The sequence below is a fragment of the Antarctobacter heliothermus genome (assembly GCF_900188425.1).
Lineage (GTDB): Bacteria > Pseudomonadota > Alphaproteobacteria > Rhodobacterales > Rhodobacteraceae > Antarctobacter > Antarctobacter heliothermus.
This window is the reverse complement of the sequence record NZ_FZON01000028.1, coordinates 12,247-30,826: the sequence shown is the minus strand read 5'-3', so window position 1 is coordinate 30,826 and position 18,580 is coordinate 12,247. Positions and strand designations below refer to the sequence as shown.

Below are 18,580 nucleotides of genomic sequence, written 5' to 3'. Positions count from 1 at the left end.
GGTGGGCGACGCCGCAAAGGGCCGCCCGAGGCGTGTCAGAGCGGCAGAGCCTTTTCGACCAGCCGCGCGAAAAAGCTCGCGCCGACGGGCGCGATGGTGTCGTTGAAATCATACTTGGGATGGTGGCATCCCGGCGTGTCGCCCTGCCCGAGGAACAGATAAGCCCCCGGTCGCGCCTCCAGCATGTAGGAAAAATCCTCTCCCGGCATGATCGGCGGAGAGTCGATGTCCACCGCATCCGCGCCCACCACCTCACGCGCGACCTCGGCGGCAAATTCCGCCTGTTCGGGATGATTGACCGTCGGCGGATAGCCCTCGATGTACTCCAGCGTGGCACTCATGCCGAAACTCCTGGCCTGATGCTCGACGATCTCGGCCATGCGTTCCTTGACGACCGCCTGCACCGCCTTGTCGAAATAGCGCACGGTGCCGTTCAACACCGCCTTTTCCGGCACGATGTTCATTGCTGACCCGGTGTGGATCTGCGTGACGCTGACCACCAGCCGGTCCAACGCGTCGACATTGCGCGACACGATCGTCTGCAACGCCTGCACCATGGAGGCCGCCGTCACCACCGGATCGCGGGTCTGGAACGGCATCGCGCCATGCCCGCCAACGCCGGTGATCTCGATCGTGAATTCATCCACACCGGCCAACAGCGCGCCGCGATTGGTGTGCAGATGGCCGACCGGACCACCGGGCATGTTGTGGATGCCGTAGACCTCGTCGATGCCAAAACGGTCCATCATGCCTTCTTCGACCATGATACGCCCGCCGCCCTCATTTTCCTCGGCTGGTTGAAAGATCAGCGCGACCTTGCCGGCAAAGTTCCGCGTCTCAGCCAGATATTTCGCCGCCCCCAGCAGCATGGTCGTGTGCCCGTCATGACCGCAGGTGTGGGCCATGCCCGGCACCTTGGAGGCGTAATCGGTGCCCGAAAGATCCTCCATTGGCAGGGCGTCCATATCGGCGCGCAACCCGATTGTGCGACCGGGCCCGCGACCTTCGATGATGGCAACAACACCTGTCCGCGCGATGCCGGTGTGGATATCGGTGATGCCAAAGTCCTTCAGCCGCTCCACCACAAAGTCCGCTGTCTTGAAGCAGTCCAGTCCCAGTTCCGGATGCTGATGCAGATAGCGGCGCCATTCGGTCATCTGGGGTTCAGCAGCGGCGATGGAATTCACGATGGGCATGGCTGGGTCTCCTTCGGGCGCAGAGTGCCTGTTTGCGCCGGTGTTGAAAAGGCCCAAGCCGGACCGCCCGTAATCGGCGTAGATTTGGGTATTTTGACAGAGAAGAAACCCGGGCGTTTCGGTCGGTCAAAGAGCGTGGCGCTGCTCGATCAGGCGGGCAAAAAAGCTGGCCCCGATGGGGGCCGCCGCATCGTTGAAATCGAACGCCGGGTGGTGCACCGACGGCCCGTGCCCCTGCCCGAGGAACAGGAACGCGCCGGGGCGAGCCTGCAACATGTAGGAGAAATCCTCTGCCCCCATTTCCGGCGGCAGGTCGTCGATAACCAGCGGCGAGACCTCACGCGCGATGTCGGCGGCAAAGCGGGTTTGTTCGGCGTGGTTGATGGTGGGCGGGTAGTTGCGTTCATACTCAAGGATGCCCTCGACGCCATAGCCTGCTGCGACGCTGGTCACGATGTCTGTGATGCGGGTCTGCGCCATGTCGCGCACCTCTGGCGTCAGGCTGCGGACGGTGCCGCCCATCGTCACCGCTTCGGGGATGATGTTGGACGCGCTGCCGCCGTGGATCATTGTCAAAGAGACGACCAGAGCGGCCAGCGGATCGGTGTTGCGCGACACCACGGTTTGCAGCGCCTGCCCGATGGCAAAGGCGGCGGGCATCGGGTCGCGGCAGGTTTGCGGATAGGCAGCGTGGCCGCCCTGCCCCTTGACGGTCAGGCGGAATTCATCCGCCGCCGCCATGATCGGGCCCGGCGTGGTGCGGAACTCTCCCAATGCGCCAAACGGATCGGTGTGCAGGGCATAGACCTCTTGGATGCCGAAACGTTCCATGATCCCTTCTTCGACCATGATCCGTCCGCCGCCGATGGTTTCCTCGGCCGGTTGAAAGATCAGCACCACGCGGCCTTTGAAGCGGCGCGTTTCAGCCAGGTACTTCGCCGCCCCCAGCAGCATCGAGATATGGCCGTCGTGGCCGCAGGCGTGCATCCGGCCCGGCACCGTGCTGGCCCAGTCGGCGCCGGTTTCCTCCTGCATCGGCAGGGCGTCCATATCGGCGCGCAGGCCCGTCACCGGCCCGTCGCCCTGCCCCTCGATCACGGCAACGACGCCGCTGGTTGCTATGCCGGGATGGATTTCGGTGATGCCAAAGGTGCGCAGGCGGTCCACGACAAAGGCAGCTGTCTCATGGCACTCCAGGCACAGTTCGGGATGCCGGTGCAGGTGGTGCCGCCAGCCAGCCATTTCCTCTGCAAACCCCGCAATCCGATTGATCACCGCCATGGCTGGACTCCCCGTGCCCGATCCGACATGTCGAGGACCATGAGGCCAAAGCGGGGACGGATGCAATGAGCGACGATCTGATCCACAATCCGAAGGGCGGGATGCCGCGCCTGCGCGAAATCATGCGGCGGTTGCGCGATCCGGATGGCGGCTGTCCCTGGGATCTGGAACAGAGTTTTGCGAGTATCGCGCCCTATACCATTGAAGAGGCCTATGAGGTCGCCGATGCGATCGAGCGCAAGCAATGGGATGAACTGAAGGGAGAGTTGGGCGACCTACTGTTCCAGTCAGTCTTTCACGCGCAGATGGCCGAGGAGGCCGGGCTGTTCACCTTTGATGAGGTGGCTGACGGGATGTCGGACAAGATGGTGGCGCGGCATCCGCATGTCTTTGGCGATGAAAGCCGCGATAAATCGGCCGACCAGCAGACCCGCGATTGGGAGACGATCAAGGCCGCCGAGCGGGCTGAGAAGGCGGAGACTGGCGTGCTGGACGGGGTGGCCTTGGGGTTGCCGGCCTTGTTGCGGGCGGTGAAGCTGCAAAAGAGAGCGGCGCGGGTGGGGTTTGACTGGCCCACCACCGATGAGGTCATGGACAAGCTGCGCGAGGAAATGGATGAGCTGCGCGAGGCGGAGGATGCCGACCACCGCTTTGAGGAATTTGGCGATCTGCTCTTTGTGATGGCCAATCTGGGGCGGCATATGGGGATCGATCCCGAGGCGGCGCTGCGGGCGGCCAATGGGAAATTTACCCGCCGGTTCGGGTCCATCGAGGCGGCCTTGGCCAAGGAGGGGCGGCGACCCGAGGATAGCGATCTGGAAGAAATGGATGCGCTTTGGGATGCGGCCAAGGCGGTGGAGAAGGCGGCGAAAAAATCGGGGGGCTGAGGGCGCTCGGTGAGGGTGTCCACGCGTGGCGGGAAAGGTGACGTAGCGTCTTCAACGGCTTGCAGAGACGGATTTACCTTTCATTGAGGTTTGCCGCAACCGCCTAGCCCAGTCCGAGCACCAGCAGTACCAGCGGGATCGTCACCACCGCCGCCATGGTCTGCGCGGTCACAAGACCGGCCATGAAGGTGCCGTCGCCGTTCAACTGCCGCGTCAGCACATAGGCTGTGGGCGCGGTGGGGATGGCCGAGAAGACCACCAGCACCAGCGCCTCTGCCCCGTCGAGGCCGTAGGCAAAGCCGATCAGCGCCGCCAGCAAGGGCATCGCCAGCAGACGCAGCGCCACGTTGCCCGCCACAGGGCCGACATCCAGCCGCAGGGCCGCGGGTTGCAGCGCCGCCCCGACGCAGAGCAGGCCCAGCGGCAGGCTGCCGCGCGCCAAAAGCTCCAGAAAAGTGCCCATGCCACCGGGCAGGCCAAACCCCAAGAGCGCCAGCGCAATCCCGACAAGGCAGGCTAGGATCAACGGATTGCGCAGCATCGTGCGCAGCAGCGCGCCGGGACGGCGCAGAACGTCACGCTCGCTCAGCGCGATGATCGACAGCACGTTGACGACCGGCACGCAGACCGCAAGGTAGACCGCCGCGCGCTCCATCCCCTCTGCCCCCGCCAAACTGGCCGTGACCGCAAGGCCGAGATAGGTGTTGAACCGCACGACACCCTGCAAGGCCGGGCCAAAGCGGGCCGAGGGCGTGGGAAAGACCCGGCGCGCGACAGCCATGCCAAGGGCGGCCAGACAGATCGTCGTGAGGGCCGCCGCCCCCAGCCGCAGGATCTGCGGATCGCCGATGGGCGCATCGACCAGACTGGACACCAACAGCGCCGGGAAGAGGATGAAATAGTTGATCCGCTCTGCCGCCGGCCAAAAGCCGGGATCGGGAAAGCCGGTTCTGGCCAGAACATGACCAAGGCAGATCAGTGCAAAAAGCGGCCAGATCGTGAGGAGAAGCACGCGTTGGATTCCCGGTGGGCTAGGTGAGGTTGGACGCTACTTAGCGCCGCCTCTTGGGGAAAGGCCAGTGTGGGATGGGGGGGGCGTGGCATTGTTTTAGACGGAGGGGCCATGGTGAATCGTGGCTCTGGCGGAGACAGCTAATGTGACGTTGCGGCTTGTGCGGTTGTCTAGCGGCGCTTGGTGTGCTGAGGTCGGCACACTCGAGGACCGCTTTGAGCCCTCTTTACCGATTTTCTGCAATGCAGCTAACGTCTGCTACCATGTGTCGGCCAAAAACCGTCAACAACTGCTTAGGTTTTGAACGGGATTTTTGGTGGCGCAAAGACGATCCGTTTCCCGTCATTCCAATAAGGAGGGTTTTGGCCCCAAACGGCAGGCTACTTGGGGAATGTCGGTTGTTATTGAATAACATTCTGACATCCGGTATTATTTTGAAACAATCTTTCTAAATTAATTTTCTGAGGAGAATTCAGATGTTCACAACACGCAAGCTTCTCGTCACTGCATTTCTTGCCACCATATTGACCGCAAATGGTCTAACACCAAGCTTTGCTGCTGATCAGCCCTGCGAAACGGATCCTGATTGGGAATGCCTTGAATTACCTGACCAGGGGGAACTTGAGGACATTTATAATGCGCGTGAAAGCACCAAGGCCTCAAGCGCTGTCAAAGACGTCGAACGGGTGCAGGGGGTGACATCCGGCCCAACACTGTTGGGCGATGGCGTGGATATTCGGATTAGAAAGACCGAAGGCGTCAGAAACTGATGGTATATACAGCATATCCAATCTTGAACTGATACGGGAACGCTGGCTCCTACCGCAGCGGACCCCAGACACCCGCGGCTTGCCAAAAGGACCGTTTGTTGAACGGCTCGCCGAACCGGACTTTGGCGCACTTGCAGCGAAGGTCCGTAAGGTCCGCACAGCCGTCACATGCCTGACCAACTCCACTTTGGCCCCCAGCAAGACAGACACCCCAAAAGAAAAACGGCGCCCCCGCAAGGGAGCGCCGTCTGAATGTCGCCGGTGGCGAAACGTTTATTGAGCTTCGGTGATGAACTTCACCGCGTCGCCGAACGTCTGGATGGTCTCGGCCGCGTCGTCCGGAATCTCGATCCCGAACTCTTCTTCGAAGGCCATGACCAGTTCCACGGTATCCAGGCTGTCTGCGCCGAGGTCGTCGATGAACGAGGCAGATTCAGTCACCTTTTCTTCTTCGACGCTCAGGTGCTCGACCACAATCTTCTTCACGCGAACTGCGATGTCGCTCATGTCTGTTCCTCACAAGTCTGTCGGGCGCTGTGGCCCATTCTGCCCTGCCCGTGGCGTGGCGTCTTATGCCCTTGCGGGCGGCTCGATCTCCCGGAAAGCCGGGTGCCGGTGGCGCGCAAAGGCGGGCCACCGGCGGCAAATCTGCGCGGCCTATAGCACAGGCGGCGGGGATGGCAAACGCTTTCCCACGCCGCAGTGCAACAGCCCGCCGGACGTTTTACAACATGGCCATGCCGCCATTGATGTGCAACGTCGTCCCCGTCACATACGCTGCTTCGGGGCTGGAAAGATAGAGCACACCTGCCGCAATCTCCGCCGGGGCACCCATGCGGCCCGTGGGGATCTGGGTCAGGATGGCGGTTTTCTGGTCATCGGTCAGCTTGTCGGTCATCGCGGTTTCGATGAAGCCGGGGGCGAGCGCGTTGACGGTGATGCCGCGGCTGGCGACCTCATAGGCCAGCGATTTGGACATGCCGACCATGCCCGCCTTGGCGGCGGCATAGTTGCCCTGACCGGGGTTGCCGGTGGCGCCCACAACGGATGAGATGTTCACGATGCGGCCCCAGCGCGCCTTCATCATGCCCCGCAGCACGCCCTTGCACAGGCGAAAGGTGGAGGTGAGGTTGACGTCGATGACGCTTTGCCATTCGTCGTCGGACATGCGCATGAACAGGTTGTCACGGGTGATGCCGGCGTTGTTCACCAGGATGTCGACGCTGCCCATCGCCTCTGCCGCCTGTTTGGGCAGCGCGGTCACGGCCTCGGCGTCGCCAAGGTCGCAGGGCAGCACAAAGGCGCGGTCGCCCAGCTCTGCGGCCAGCTCATTCAGCGGGTCCACGCGGGTGCCGGACAGGCCGACGTTGGCGCCCGCACCGTGCAGCGCCTTGGCGATGGCGCCGCCGATGCCGCCAGAGGCCCCGGTGATCAGCGCGGATTTTCCGGTCAGGTCGAACATGCTTTTTCCTCTTTGTTCAGTGCGCGGCTTTGAGCCTCAGCCCTTGGTGGACTCGACCGCGGCGGTGATGTCTGCCGCCGCGCCGATGTTGCGGACCGTGGCCGGGCGGTGGATGCGGCGGACCATGCCGGACAGGGCCTTGCCCGCGCCGATTTCCCAGAACTCCTCGACGCCCGCGTCCACCATGGCCTGCACGGATTCGCGCCAGCGCACCGCGCCGCAGATCTGCGCCTCCAGCAGGGCGCGGATCTGGTCCGGGTCGCTGACGGGGGCGGCCTCGACGTTGGAGATGAGGGGGACGGCGGGGGTCTTGATCTGCACGTCGGCCAGCGCCTGTGCCATCGCCTCGGCGGCGGGTTGCATCAGGGCGCAGTGGAAGGGCGCGGAGACCGGCAGCATGACGGCGCGCTTGGCGCCTGCCGCCTTGGCCAGATCGACGGCGCGTTCGACGCCCGCCTTGTGGCCGGAGATCACCACCTGACCGGGATCGTTGTCATTGGCGGCGGCGACCACATCGCCCTGCGCGGCCTCGGCGGCGACCTTGCGCACGGCGTCCAGATCCAGACCCAGCAGGGCCGCCATGGCGCCGACGCCCACCGGCACAGCGGCCTGCATGGCCCGCCCGCGCTTGCGCAGCAGGCGCGCGGCATCGGCGAGGGTCAGCGCGCCCGCAGCGGTCAGTGCAGAGTATTCGCCCAAGGAATGCCCGGCGACAAAGGCGGCGGCGTCGATAGCGATGCCTTCTGCCTCCAGCGCGCGCATGGCGGCCATGGAGGTGGCCATCAGCGCCGGTTGCGCGTTTTCCGTCAGGGTGAGCGTCTCGATCTCGCCCTCCCAGATCAGCGATGACAGCTTTTGCCCCAGCGCCTCGTCGACCTCGTCAAAGACGGCGCGCGCCGCCGGATACGCCTCGGCCAGATCGCGGCCCATGCCAATGGTCTGCGCCCCCTGCCCGGGAAAGATGAATGCGCGGCTCATGCCCGTCTCCTCAGCAGAAAAATTCCGTTCCGCAGGGCTTACCCGTCCGCGCCGCGTTCCGCAATCACTTGGGGCTGCTCTGCAACGGCGCTGGCCCCCTGTGCGAGCGCGCGGAATTGTGCCCTGCGGCCCCTGCGTTAGCTGTAGCCGCAAAGAGACCGTTACGTCGAGGACCACAGATGGCACTGACCAACACATCGCAAAGCTATGGCGCGATTACCAAAACCCTGCACTGGCTGACCGCCTTTGGCATCCTTGGGATGATCCCGCTGGGCCTGATCGCCAATGAATTGCCTTATGACACCGCCGAACAACTGGCCAACAAGGCGTGGCTGTTTTCCCTGCACAAGACCGTGGGCGTGGCGCTGTTTTTCATCGCGCTGTCGCGCATCCTCTGGGCGCTGACCCAGACCAAGCCTACGCCGCTGCACCCTGAGCGCCGGGCCGAGACGTTTGCCGCCGAGACGGTGCATTGGCTGCTGTACGGCTCGCTGGTGGCGGTGCCGCTGTCGGGTTGGGTGCATCACGCGGCAACCGCAGGGTTTGCGCCGATCTGGTGGCCGTTTGGTCAGTCGCTACCTTTGGTGCCGGAAAGCGAGACACTGTCCGGCATAGCTTCTGGCCTGCATTGGGTCTTTGTCTGGGTGCTGGTGCTGTCACTGGGGCTGCATATCGCGGGCGCGGTGAAGCACCATGTGATCGACCGCGATGCAACGCTGCGGCGGATGCTGCCCTGCAGAACGCAGGCCAGTGGTCCCAAGACCCGGTCGCATGGGCTGGGCGCTGCGGCAACGGCTTTGGCGGCTTGGGCCGTGGCGCTGGTGCTGGGCGGCTTTGTCGGTGCCTATGGGCACGGCGGGGAAACGGCTGAGGTCGCCACGCTGCAAAAGGTCGAAAGCGACTGGCAAGTCACCGAAGGCACGCTTGCCCTTGGCGTGCGGCAATTCGGGCAGGAAGTTGAGGGATCTTTTGGTGAATGGACAGCAGAGATCACCTATGACGAAAGCGATGGACTGGGACCAAAGGGCGACGTGACTGTTGAGGTGGCTATCGGCTCGCTGACGCTGGGGTCAGTGACGGCGCAGGCGATGGGGCCGGATTTCTTTGATGCGACGCAATTCCCGACAGCGATATTCACCGCCCAGATTTTGCGCGGCGACAACGGGCTGGTGGCCAATGGCACGCTGGACCTGAAAGGGCGGCAAGTGCCGATCACCCTGCCCTTTGCCCTGACCATCGACGGCAATGTGGCGCAGATGACCGGGTCCACGACGCTGGATCGGCGCGATTTCGGGATCGGCGACAACATGACGGACCCCGCGCAACTGGATCACATGGTGCGGATCGACGTGACCCTGACCGCCGAACGCGCTGAGTAATTCCATCAGCCAAAGAAAAACCCCCTGTGCCGAGCGGCGCAGGGGGTTCTTTTTTGTCTCGCTGCGAAAGGCTTATTCGGCCTTCATCGCCTCGACCGAGATCATCACCTGAACCTCGTCGCTGACGTAGGGCGCGAACATGCCCAGATCATAGTCAGACCGGACAAGCGTGGTGGTGGCGTCGAAACCGGCCCAAGGCTTGCCTTCCATCGGGTGATCACCCGACTGGTTCAAATTGGCATCCAGTGCGACCGATTTGGTCACACCGTTCAGCGTCAGGCCGCCGGTGATGATGGCGGTGGTCTCACCGGTCACTTCGATGCCGGTTGAGGTGAATGTCACCATCTCATCCGCATCCGCGCCAAAGAAATCGGCGGTCATGAAATGTTCGAACCGCGCTTCCCAGCCGGTCAACATGCTGCGCACCGGGAAGGATACCGTGACGGTCGAGTTCTCAGGCGCGGTCTTGTCCCATGCAATCTGGCCGTCAAAGCCAGAGAACATGCCGTAGGTCGTCGAATAGCCAAGGTGGCTATAGGTGAAGACGACCTGACTGTGGCTGGGGTCCAGCACATAGGTTTCAGCGGCGTCGCTGGCCAGCGCGGCAAAGGGGAGCGCGGCGAACGCCGTGGCAAGGAAGAACTGTTTCATCGGGACTGCACTTTCTGTTCGGTTCATGTGCCGGAACAGATGGCGCGATGCTGTGCACCGCTCAATTCCCGCAAAATCAACAGGGTCCGTGCGACCCCGAACAGATCACTCTGCCGGCTTCTTAGGCACCGTCATCAGGGTAAGGCCGACACCCAGAAAGACGATCGACACGCCCAGCTTGATCAGCAGGACGGACGGCAGGGTGATCCCCTCTGGCACCAGCCACAACAGGAAGGCCGCGATGGTCATCGCCGCCCCCACTAGCCGGCGGGCCATGCCGTCGATGTTCACCGGCAGCCGGTCGGCGGGTGCCTTGTCCGCGGATTTGGCGTAGCCGGTCTGTGCGATCTCTGTCAGTGCCATGGTACTCTCGTCCTCTCGGTTTTTTGGTTATCGCTAGGTTAAACCTGAGATTGAGCCGTGAATTGGGCACGACCGGGGCAATCCGTTGACACGCCGGACGGCCCTTGCGGATCGCGGCGATGCGTGTATATGGGGCGTTCCTTCCGCAAGGACGTTTTCCCGCGCAGTCTCTCGTGGGCAGGGTGTGGAAGGATCAGACCCCTGCCCTATGAAATGCGCCTCGATAGAAATGGAGTGCACATGCCGCTGTACGAGCATGTCTTTATCGCGCGTCAGGACTTGTCCAACGCGCAGGCCGAAGGGCTTGTCGAACACTTCTCCACGGTTCTCACTGACAACGGCGGCAAAGTCGTTGAAAGCGAGTACTGGGGCGTCAAGACGATGGCCTACAAGATCAACAAGAACCGCAAGGGTCATTACTCTTTCCTGCGCACCGACGCGCCCGCGTCTGCCGTGCAGGAAATGGAACGCCTGATGCGGCTGCATGATGACGTGATGCGCATCCTGACCATCAAGGTCGATGCCCATGTCGAGGGCCCCTCGGTCCAGATGCAAAAGCGCGACGAGCGCGGTGACCGTGGCGACCGCCGCGAACGCCGTCCCCGCGACTGATCTGAAGAAGGAGAGCTAACCCATGGCCGCAAAACCGTTTTTCCGCCGCCGCAAGGTCTGCCCCTTCTCGGGCGACAATGCACCCAAGATCGACTACAAAGACACGCGCCTGCTGCAACGCTATGTCAGCGAACGCGGCAAGATCGTGCCGTCGCGTATCACCGCCGTTTCGGCGAAAAAGCAGCGTGAACTGGCCCGCGCCATCAAGCGCGCCCGCTTTCTCGCCCTGCTGCCCTACGCCGTGAAGTAAGGAGAACCTGACATGCAAGTTATCCTTCTCGAACGTGTTGCCAAGCTGGGCCAGATGGGCGACGTCGTCGACGTCAAGCCGGGTTTCGCACGCAACTTCCTGCTGTTGCAGGGCAAGGCGCTGACCGCGTCGAAAGAGAACATCGCGCAGTTCGAAGTGCAAAAAGCACAGCTGGAAGCGCGTAACCTCGAAACCAAGACCGAAGCCGAAGCACTGGCATCGCGTCTCGACGGACAGCAGTTCGTCGTGATTCGTCAGGCGTCGGACGGCGGGAACCTGTACGGGTCCGTCACCACCCGTGACGTGTCCGATGTGTCCACCGAGGAAGGTTTCTCGATCGACCGCAAGCAGGTTCTGATCCGCACGCCGATCAAGGAGCTGGGCCTGCACGACGTCGAGGTGCACCTGCACCCCGAAGTCATGTGTGTGGTCACGCTGAACGTCGCGCGCTCGCCCGAAGAGGCCGAGTTGCAGGAAAGCGGCAAGTCGATCCGCGAACTGGCGGCAGAGGAAGAGGCACAAGCCGATTTCGAAGTGTCGCAGCTGTTCGATGAGATCGGTGCAGCCGCAGACGACGACGATGGCGACGCTCCGGTGCGTACCGATGCCGCCGCCGCAGACGGCGACGACGACTGATAGCGCGCTCTTGCGCACAGATTGGCCCCCGCGCAACGATGCGCGGGGGCTTTTTCGTTGTGTCTGGTCGGTGTTCAGCGCGGTGCTACAGTGTCTGGCGCATTTGGGGTGGCGTGCCCCCCCCATCGCTGGCCCTGCCCGCTGCACAAACGCAAAAAGCCGCCCCTTGGGGCGGCTTTGCGTCAAGTCCAAACTGGTAAGGCTTATGCCTCGTCCAGTTCCTCGACCGCTTTCTGAAGATCCTCTTTCGAGACTTCTTTTTCCGACACCTTGGCTTTTTCGACGATATGGTCGATCACCTTGTCTTCGAAGATCGGCGCGCGCATCTGCTGCTGCATCTGCGGGTTCTGGCGCACATATTCAAAGAACTCACGCTCCTGGCCCGGATACTGACGCGCCTGGTTCATGATCGCCTGGGTCATCTCTGCCTCGGAAACCTCGACCTCTGCCTTCTGACCAAGGTCGGCCAGCAGCAGGCCAAGGCGCACGCGGCGCTCTGCCAGCTTGGTGTGCTCTTCGGTGGTCTCGATCTCGGGGTGATCGTGGCCCTGCACGTCCGGGTTGTCCTCGTGCCACAGCTGATGCGCGATCTGCTTGGCCTCGGCGTCGACCAGGGTCGGCGGCAGTTCAAAGCTGACCAGACCGTCAAGGCTGTCCAGCAGGGCGCGCTTCATCACCTGACGGGCGGCACCGGCGTATTCTGCCTCGAGGCGCTCACGGATCTGGGTCTTGAGGCTGTCGAGATCCTCGGCACCGAACTTCTTGGCCATCTCGTCGTCGATCTCGGCGGCCTTGGGGGCTTTGACGCCCTTTACGGTCACGTCAAAGATCGCGGCCTTGCCGGCCAGATGCTCTGCGCCGTATTCCTCGGGGAAATTGACCTCGACGGCCTTTTCGTCGCCGGTGGACACGCCAACCAGCTGCTCTTCGAAGCCGGGAATGAACGAGCCCGAGCCCAGCGTCAGCGGGTAATCCTCGGCGGCGCCGCCCTCGAACGGTTCACCGTCGACCTTGCCGACGAAGTCGATGACAACCTGATCGCCGTCTTCCGACGCGCCGTCCTTGTCCTCAAAGTCCTGCGCGGTTTCGGCGAGCGATTTCAGCGCCTCGTCGACGGCCTCGTCCTCGGCCTTGACGACCAGACGTTCCAGCTCGATTCCCGACGCGTCGACCTCGGGCACCTCAGGGAGCGCCTCGTAGGACATTTCGACATGGATGTCGTCGCCTTCGGTCCAGTCCTCGTTGGTCATCTTGACTTCGGGTTGCAGCGCCGGGCGGTCGCCGCTGTCCTCAAAGTGCTGGTTCATGGCACCGTCGATGACCTCTTGCATGGTCTCGCCCAGCACGCGCTGGCCAAACTGCTTTTTCAGCAGCGGCAGCGGAACCTTGCCCTTGCGGAACCCCTTCATCTCGATGTCGGGCTGCGCTTCTTTCAGCTTGACGGTGACTTTCTCATCCAGCTCGGCCGCCGTCACGGTGATGGCGTAGCCGCGCTTGAGGCCCTCTTTCAGCGTCTCGGTGACCTGCATCTTGTTTTCCCTCGGAATGGTCAAGCGCCCCGGAAACCGGGGCGCGAATGGTCGTCGAATTTGGCACCTTCTATTGCCCGAGGCGGCCCGGTGCAAGCCGCTTTCAGACCGGAATCCGCAGCGTTTCCGCCCGCATTTGCTGATAATGGGGCAATGCGGCGTCATGAACCGCACTCAGGGCCGGATCGACCGCAGGCATCGGCCCCTCTGCCCCGGCAAACCCGGTCGAGCGGTGGACGGCGTCATACCAGTGCGCCGCCCAGACACCATCGTCCGCATGTCCACCCGCAGGCCATGACAACATGGCCGGATCAAATGCCAGTCCGATGGCCCCGCACAGCGCGCGCAGCGCGGTTTCGGGCGCACGGCGAATGTCGGTGCTGTCGATCACCGCGTAGCGCCAGCCGCGCGCGCGCACCGTCTGGAAAATCGCGCTTTGCTGGGCAAAGCCGATGTCCGTCAGATCGGGGTTTTCGCGTTTGACCGCATAGCTGGCCAACACCCGCGCCGGGTGGCGGATCAGGAACACATGCGCCGCGCGCGCGGCCCAGTCGAGGCTGTCGCCGTCCAGCACATGATGCGTCATCAGCTTGAGATAGACATGCGCCGCGCCGCCCGGATCAGGAGCAGCGCAGCGTCGGGCCACCTCTGCCCGGTCGGTTGTGCCCGCCGCAATGATCTCATCGCGCATGGGGTGGTGTATCCCGGTGCGATCCAGATAGGCGGCATAGAACGGTTCATCCCAGACCGCGCAATCAGGCCGCGCGCCAAAGGCATACATGAGGGCGGTCGACAGGTTGCGGGGGCCGGACCAGCACGCAATGTTCATTCCGCGTTCCCTTGTTCCAGTGGTAAGGCTTGTTGTGTCATGTGGTCCGACATGCGCCGAAACGGCGCCCGCGTCGAGCCATCAGAACGCAGATAAACCGCCGGTGCCCCGGTTCATTCGCCCACGATCAAACGGTCAAGCTGCCAGATGCTGCGGGCATAGATCACCTCTGTCCGGTAGTCGCTGGACGACGCATAGGGATAGATCAGCCACAGCGGCCCCTTTTCGCGGCGCGACATGGTCTTGCCATCCATTTCATAGGCGATGATCGGGCCGCCCTCGACAGCGTCCGCTATCGGCACGGTGACCGCGTAATCATTGATCGCCCGCGCGCCAAGATCGTCCCCCGCGGCATCGAGGTAGTCCAGCAGATCGACCAGTTCGACCCCGGCAAAGACCAAATCGCCGGTGGTCCAGATCGTGTCGGTCACCACCCGGGTCTCACCAATGGCCCGCAGCATGTCGAGGTCGAAACGCGCGGCGCGTCCGCCATTGGTGCGGGCTATGTTGCCGGTGACGGTCAGGACGACCTTGCCCTGCGGTTCGGGCAGTTCCTGAGCAGCCGCCGGCGTGAGGGTAAACAAGGCGGCGCAGGCCGCTGCGAACAATGCGGATTTCATAATGTTTCAAACCTCTGAGCCCTGAAGTGTTCCTGCCACAGGTTTGTTCAGAGAACATGACGTACTAGAGGCGGGCAACATATCCGTAGGAATAGGATGCAGCCAAAGCACGGCGCGTGCAGATGTTTCTTTGCCATTGCGGGGACATACTCAGGGGGGCCGATCGGCGACCTATTGCGCCGTTTTCCGGCATAACGTCGGTCTGCGTTCCCCGCCACGCCTGTGGGTGTCCAGACAACGCGGATGTCCCGGTTTCCTTCGCTGCCACCACCGGCCAGTCTCGCCCTACAGGAATTTTCCCGATTGAGCCCCGGTCCGGTGTGGAAATTGGCACTGCGATTCATATGTTCAGAGCCAAGGACGACCTCCCCCATCGGGGCAGATTTCCGGGACGACCCGGGCAGTAGATGGGGATCACCATGCGAACACCACAGGACCGAATTCGTCACGCAATCAGCTTTGAAATTGTCGGCATTCTGTTGATTGTTCCGCCTGGTGCCGTGGGGTTCGGAATGCACGCCAAGGATATCGGCGTCGTCGCGATCATCGGGTCTGTCCTCGCAACGCTGTGGAACTATCTCTACACCCTGATGTTTGATCACGCCTTGAAGCGTCTCAAGGGCCGCGTTCAAAAGACGGGTGCCGAACGTGTCCTGCACGCCCTCCTGTTCGAAGCCGGGCTGCTGGTCGTCACCTTGCCGCTCTTTGCCCTTTTCCTTGGGATCAGTCTTTGGCAGGCGCTGATCATGGACATCGCTTTTGTCGTGTTTTTCCTGGTCTATGCCTTTGTATTCAACTGGGTGTACGATCTGCTCTATCCCGTGTCCGAATAAACATGACCTTGGGTGTCTGATCACAGACGAGGCCCGCCGGGCACACTCGCTGTTCCGCCACAAAAAAAGGGCCGACCCCAAAGGGATCGGCCCAAGTCTGCTCTCGCCACTTTGCGCGGCCTGTTCTTGACGGTCGCGGATCGCCTCAGGCGACCAGCGCGACCTTTTTGTCTTCATCATCGAAATAGGCGCTGTGAAGGCTCTGGATGGCCTTTTCCATATCTGCCCGTTCGAGGATGAACTGGGTGTCCACATTGCGCGGTCCCTGGCTGGCGCCAACGGAATAGATCCCCGCATCGTCAAAGGCCTGAAGCCCGCGTTGCAACGTCGCCAGCCCGCCAAGATCGCGGCCCACGACCGACACCAGCGCCAGCTTGCGCGTGCTGAGTTCGGCCTGCGGGTATTTCTCCGACAGATCGGCCTCGACCCGGCGCAGCGCCTTCAGCGAGGCATCGACGTAGTGGGTGACGGTGTTTGCGTTGGACACCTTGGACACGATCCGCACCTTGTGGCGGGTCAGCGCGTCGAGGATGGAGGCGTCGTAGCCCTTGACGCCCACCATGTCCTGTTCGAACACCTCGAGCGCGATCACGTCCAGCCCGGTGACAATCTCGACGCCCGGCGCATCGGCCGGCTGGTCGTCGATCAACGTGCCGGGATCGCCCGGGTCAAAAGCATTGGTGACGCGCAACGGCACACCGGCCTGACGCAACGTCTTGGCCGCCGAGGGGTGGATCGCCTCCATCCCCAGGTTGGCCATCTGGTCGGCCACGTCGTAGTTGGTGCGGCCCAGTTTGCGGACCTTGTCGGCCCCCACGATGCGCGGATCGGCGGAGGACAGGTGAAATTCCTTGTGAATGATCGCCTCGTGCGCGCCTGTCCGGGCGGCAAGACGCGAAAACGTCACCTCTGAATAGCCGCGATCAAACTCGCGCATCAGGCCCTCTTGGCACTGCGCATAGCCGGTCACAATGGGCATTTCGGTGGCGGTGTCGATGCCCGCCATGCCCCGGTCCAGCCGTTCCTGAAGCGTCACCTCGTCCTCATCGCGCCAGCCGGTCAGGTCGACAAGCCGGGCGTTCACGCCAGAGCGTTGCAGCAGCAGCGTGGCGACCAGCGCGGAATGCGCCTCACCCAGGCCCGACAGCAGTTCGCGGATGTGCAGCAGGTGCGCGTTGAGCCGGAAATGGCCGTAGGAACACAGGCGTTGCAGGTCGATCAGGCAGTTGCGGGCGCCCTCGATGCGTTCCTGCACAAAGGCGGTGGCCTGTTCGATGTCACCGGGATGATCCAGCACATCCTCATGCGCGGCAATCATCGCCTCGCTGGTGCGGCTGAGCGCCTCGTGCCAGCCGTGATCGTCCTCGGCATTGGCGAAACGCGCGAACACGCCCGCCTCTCCGGTCTTTTTGTGTTCCAGCAGCAGGTCGGTGATACCGCCAAAGGCGGAGACCACAAAAACACGGCCATAGGCGGCCTTGCCCTCTGTCAGGAACAACGTGTCACGCAATTCTGCGAGGCGGGACATGCTTGTCCCGCCAACCTTTTCAACCGTATGGGTCATGAATTCAGGCCTCCACCTCTTCGGGGGCTGCATAGGAACCATCTTCGCGGTGGACCTCATTACCGGTCACCGGCGGGTTGAAGCAGCAGGCCATGACCAGTTCTTCGTCCGCTTTCAGGCGATGACGGTCGTGCTTGTCCAGCGCGTACATCACGCCCGGCTTGATGTGGTGCACCTCGCCGGTGGCCAGATCGGTGATCGATCCCTTGCCCTGCATGCAATACACGCTCTCAAAGTGGTTCTTGTACTCGAAGACATGCTCCGAGCCCGCCTCGAGGAAGGTGATGTGAAACGAAAACCCCATGCCGTCGTCGGCCAGCAGCATCCGCACGCTGGTCCACTGGGCATCCGACACGACGCGGTCGGGCTGGTTCTTGCTGATCTGTTCGAAGTCCCTAACAATCATATCGGTTACTCCGCCGCCATTTTCTGGGTCGTCAGAACGGACCGCGCCGCCTCTGTCAGGATGTTCAATCCGTCTTTCAGCACCTCGTCCGGCGTGGTCAGCGGGGCCAGGATCTTGACCACCTCATCCCCGGCACCCGACGTCTCGATGATCAGACCGTTCTCGAACGCCTCGGCGCAGATCGCGCTGGCCAGTTCACCAGAGCCGACATCGACGCCGCGCATCATACCGCGGCCTTTCAGCTTGGCCCCCGGAACCATCGTCGCGATGGTTTCCAGCGTGTGTTCGATCATCGTCGCCCGGCGCGCGACATCCTTTTGCAGGGTGTCATCGCTCCAGAATTTTTCGATCGCCACGCGGGCGGTCACAAAGGCGTGGTTGTTGCCACGGAAGGTGCCGTTGTGTTCAGCGGGCTTCCAGATGTCCAGTTCCGGCTTGATCAGCAGCGCCGCAAACGGCAGGCCCATCCCGCTGAAGGATTTGGCCATCGGGATCAGGTCCGGCTCAATCCCCATCTCCTCAAAGGAGAAGAACGGGCCGGTGCGGCCACAGCCTGCCTGAATGTCGTCCACGATCAACAGCGCGCCGTGTTCCTTGGCAAGACGCGCGATGCCCTGCATGAACTCGGGCGATGCGGCGTTCAGACCACCCTCGCCCTGAACCGGCTCGATGATGAACGCGGCCGGAGCATCGACACCCGAAGACGGGTTGCTCAGCATCTGTTCGATGATCTCAAGGCTGTCGACGTTCTCGCCAAAGGCGCCCTCGAACGGCATATGGGTTGTGCCACCCAGCGGCGCGCCGGCGCCGGCGCGCTTGCCCGCGTTGCCGGTGCAGGACAGCGCGCCCATGGTCATGCCATGAAAGCCATTGGTGAAGGCGATGATGTTGTGGCGTCCGGTGACCTTGCGGGCCAGCTTGATCGCCGCCTCGACGGCGTTGGCGCCGGTCGGACCGGTGAACATGACCTTGTGGTTCATGCCGCGCGGCTTGAGGATCACATCCTCGAACGTCTCGAGAAAGCGCGCCTTGACGCCAGTGTGCATGTCCAACCCGTGCGCAATGCCGTTTTCGGACAGATGCGCCATCAGGGCGGCCTTCATGTCCGGGTCATTGTGCCCGTAGTTGAGCGAGGAACAGCCCGCCAGAAAGTCGATATAGGTGCGGCCCGCCGCATCGGTCATTTCCGATCCCAGCGCGGTGGTAAAGACAGTGTCGAACCCGCGGCAATAGCTGCGGGCTTCGGATTCACGTCGTTTGAAAATGGTCGGTTTGAAGGTCTGCGATGACATGTGTGTCTCTCTCATTCTGTTCAGGGAAGG

General features: G+C 62.6%; 21 protein-coding genes. 7 read left to right on the top strand and 14 right to left on the bottom strand.

The window, feature by feature from the left end:
* Positions 1-35: 35 nt before the first annotated feature.
* Positions 36-1,196 (bottom strand): M20 aminoacylase family protein, encoded by a 1,161-nt coding sequence (locus CHB90_RS14570; protein WP_089278605.1) that lies wholly within the window; start codon positions 1,194-1,196, stop codon positions 36-38.
* A 126-nt stretch (positions 1,197-1,322) separates the two neighbouring features.
* Entirely contained in the window at positions 1,323-2,477 is a 1,155-nt protein-coding gene (locus CHB90_RS14565) for a M20 aminoacylase family protein (protein WP_089278604.1), read from the bottom strand.
* A gap of 65 nt (positions 2,478-2,542) precedes the next feature.
* Between CHB90_RS14565 and mazG the strand changes: the two genes are divergently transcribed.
* Complete coding sequence (gene mazG / locus CHB90_RS14560) at positions 2,543-3,364, top strand: nucleoside triphosphate pyrophosphohydrolase (RefSeq protein WP_089278603.1); 822 nt, start codon at positions 2,543-2,545, stop codon at positions 3,362-3,364.
* 103 nt (positions 3,365-3,467) lie between these two features.
* Here the strand turns inward: mazG and CHB90_RS14555 are convergent, their stop codons facing one another.
* On the bottom strand, positions 3,468-4,376 hold the full coding sequence (locus tag CHB90_RS14555; protein WP_089278602.1) for an AEC family transporter: 909 nt from the start codon (positions 4,374-4,376) through the stop codon (positions 3,468-3,470).
* A gap of 476 nt (positions 4,377-4,852) precedes the next feature.
* Between CHB90_RS14555 and CHB90_RS14550 the strand changes: the two genes are divergently transcribed.
* Positions 4,853-5,146: a hypothetical protein gene (locus CHB90_RS14550; protein WP_089278601.1), complete on the top strand. Its 294-nt coding sequence runs from the start codon at positions 4,853-4,855 to the stop codon at positions 5,144-5,146.
* A gap of 273 nt (positions 5,147-5,419) precedes the next feature.
* On the opposite strand, the gene CHB90_RS14545 is transcribed toward CHB90_RS14550, so the two are convergent.
* The 3 genes from CHB90_RS14545 to fabD all read right to left on the bottom strand — a co-directional run bounded on the left by CHB90_RS14545 (position 5,420) and on the right by fabD (position 7,586).
* Positions 5,420-5,653, bottom strand: a complete 234-nt coding sequence (locus CHB90_RS14545) for an acyl carrier protein (RefSeq protein ID WP_089278600.1) — start codon at positions 5,651-5,653, stop codon at positions 5,420-5,422.
* 217 nt (positions 5,654-5,870) lie between these two features.
* The gene (fabG, locus tag CHB90_RS14540; RefSeq protein ID WP_089278599.1) at positions 5,871-6,608 is read right to left on the bottom strand and encodes a 3-oxoacyl-ACP reductase FabG; all 738 of its coding nucleotides are present in this window, start codon (positions 6,606-6,608) and stop codon (positions 5,871-5,873) included.
* A 36-nt stretch (positions 6,609-6,644) separates the two neighbouring features.
* The gene (gene fabD, locus CHB90_RS14535) at positions 6,645-7,586 is read right to left on the bottom strand and encodes an ACP S-malonyltransferase (protein ID WP_089278598.1); all 942 of its coding nucleotides are present in this window, start codon (positions 7,584-7,586) and stop codon (positions 6,645-6,647) included.
* A gap of 179 nt (positions 7,587-7,765) precedes the next feature.
* Between fabD and CHB90_RS14530 the strand changes: the two genes are divergently transcribed.
* Positions 7,766-8,965: a cytochrome b/b6 domain-containing protein gene (locus tag CHB90_RS14530; RefSeq protein ID WP_089278597.1), complete on the top strand. Its 1,200-nt coding sequence runs from the start codon at positions 7,766-7,768 to the stop codon at positions 8,963-8,965.
* Positions 8,966-9,037: 72 nt separating this feature from the next.
* On the opposite strand, the gene CHB90_RS14525 is transcribed toward CHB90_RS14530, so the two are convergent.
* The gene (locus tag CHB90_RS14525) at positions 9,038-9,616 is read right to left on the bottom strand and encodes a YceI family protein (RefSeq protein WP_089278596.1); all 579 of its coding nucleotides are present in this window, start codon (positions 9,614-9,616) and stop codon (positions 9,038-9,040) included.
* 105 nt (positions 9,617-9,721) lie between these two features.
* The gene (locus CHB90_RS14520; protein ID WP_089278595.1) at positions 9,722-9,979 is read right to left on the bottom strand and encodes a hypothetical protein; all 258 of its coding nucleotides are present in this window, start codon (positions 9,977-9,979) and stop codon (positions 9,722-9,724) included.
* 240 nt (positions 9,980-10,219) lie between these two features.
* On the opposite strand from CHB90_RS14520, the gene rpsF reads away from it, so the two are divergent.
* Genes rpsF through rplI form a run of 3 tightly spaced genes read left to right on the top strand, consistent with a single transcriptional unit; the run spans position 10,220 to position 11,477 of the window.
* Complete coding sequence (gene rpsF, locus CHB90_RS14515; protein WP_089278594.1) at positions 10,220-10,591, top strand: 30S ribosomal protein S6; 372 nt, start codon at positions 10,220-10,222, stop codon at positions 10,589-10,591.
* A 22-nt stretch (positions 10,592-10,613) separates the two neighbouring features.
* The gene (gene rpsR, locus CHB90_RS14510) at positions 10,614-10,841 is read left to right on the top strand and encodes a 30S ribosomal protein S18 (protein WP_058310770.1); all 228 of its coding nucleotides are present in this window, start codon (positions 10,614-10,616) and stop codon (positions 10,839-10,841) included.
* Positions 10,842-10,853: 12 nt separating this feature from the next.
* Positions 10,854-11,477, top strand: coding sequence for a 50S ribosomal protein L9 (gene rplI / locus CHB90_RS14505; RefSeq protein WP_089278593.1), 624 nt, complete (start codon positions 10,854-10,856; stop codon positions 11,475-11,477).
* A gap of 203 nt (positions 11,478-11,680) precedes the next feature.
* Here rplI and tig read toward each other — a convergent pair whose 3' ends face one another.
* The 3 genes from tig to CHB90_RS14490 form a co-directional block, all read right to left on the bottom strand.
* Positions 11,681-13,006 (bottom strand): trigger factor, encoded by a 1,326-nt coding sequence (gene tig, locus CHB90_RS14500; RefSeq protein ID WP_089278592.1) that lies wholly within the window; start codon positions 13,004-13,006, stop codon positions 11,681-11,683.
* A gap of 103 nt (positions 13,007-13,109) precedes the next feature.
* Positions 13,110-13,835, bottom strand: a complete 726-nt coding sequence (locus CHB90_RS14495; protein WP_089278591.1) for a sulfotransferase-like domain-containing protein — start codon at positions 13,833-13,835, stop codon at positions 13,110-13,112.
* Between the two features lie 113 nt (positions 13,836-13,948).
* Positions 13,949-14,455 carry a putative pterin-binding protein gene (locus CHB90_RS14490; RefSeq protein WP_089278590.1) on the bottom strand — a complete coding sequence of 169 codons (507 nt, stop codon included), beginning with the start codon at positions 14,453-14,455 and terminating at the stop codon, positions 13,949-13,951.
* Positions 14,456-14,874: 419 nt separating this feature from the next.
* On the opposite strand from CHB90_RS14490, the gene CHB90_RS14485 reads away from it, so the two are divergent.
* Entirely contained in the window at positions 14,875-15,288 is a 414-nt protein-coding gene (locus CHB90_RS14485) for a PACE efflux transporter (RefSeq protein ID WP_089278629.1), read from the top strand.
* Positions 15,289-15,433: 145 nt separating this feature from the next.
* Here CHB90_RS14485 and CHB90_RS14480 read toward each other — a convergent pair whose 3' ends face one another.
* Genes CHB90_RS14480 through ectB form a run of 3 tightly spaced genes read right to left on the bottom strand, consistent with a single transcriptional unit; the run spans position 15,434 to position 18,550 of the window.
* Complete coding sequence (locus CHB90_RS14480; RefSeq protein WP_089278589.1) at positions 15,434-16,852, bottom strand: aspartate kinase; 1,419 nt, start codon at positions 16,850-16,852, stop codon at positions 15,434-15,436.
* Between the two features lie 4 nt (positions 16,853-16,856).
* Positions 16,857-17,258: an ectoine synthase gene (locus tag CHB90_RS14475; RefSeq protein ID WP_089278588.1), complete on the bottom strand. Its 402-nt coding sequence runs from the start codon at positions 17,256-17,258 to the stop codon at positions 16,857-16,859.
* 5 nt (positions 17,259-17,263) lie between these two features.
* Positions 17,264-18,550 carry a diaminobutyrate--2-oxoglutarate transaminase gene (gene ectB, locus CHB90_RS14470; protein ID WP_089278587.1) on the bottom strand — a complete coding sequence of 429 codons (1,287 nt, stop codon included), beginning with the start codon at positions 18,548-18,550 and terminating at the stop codon, positions 17,264-17,266.
* Positions 18,551-18,580 lie beyond the last annotated feature (30 nt).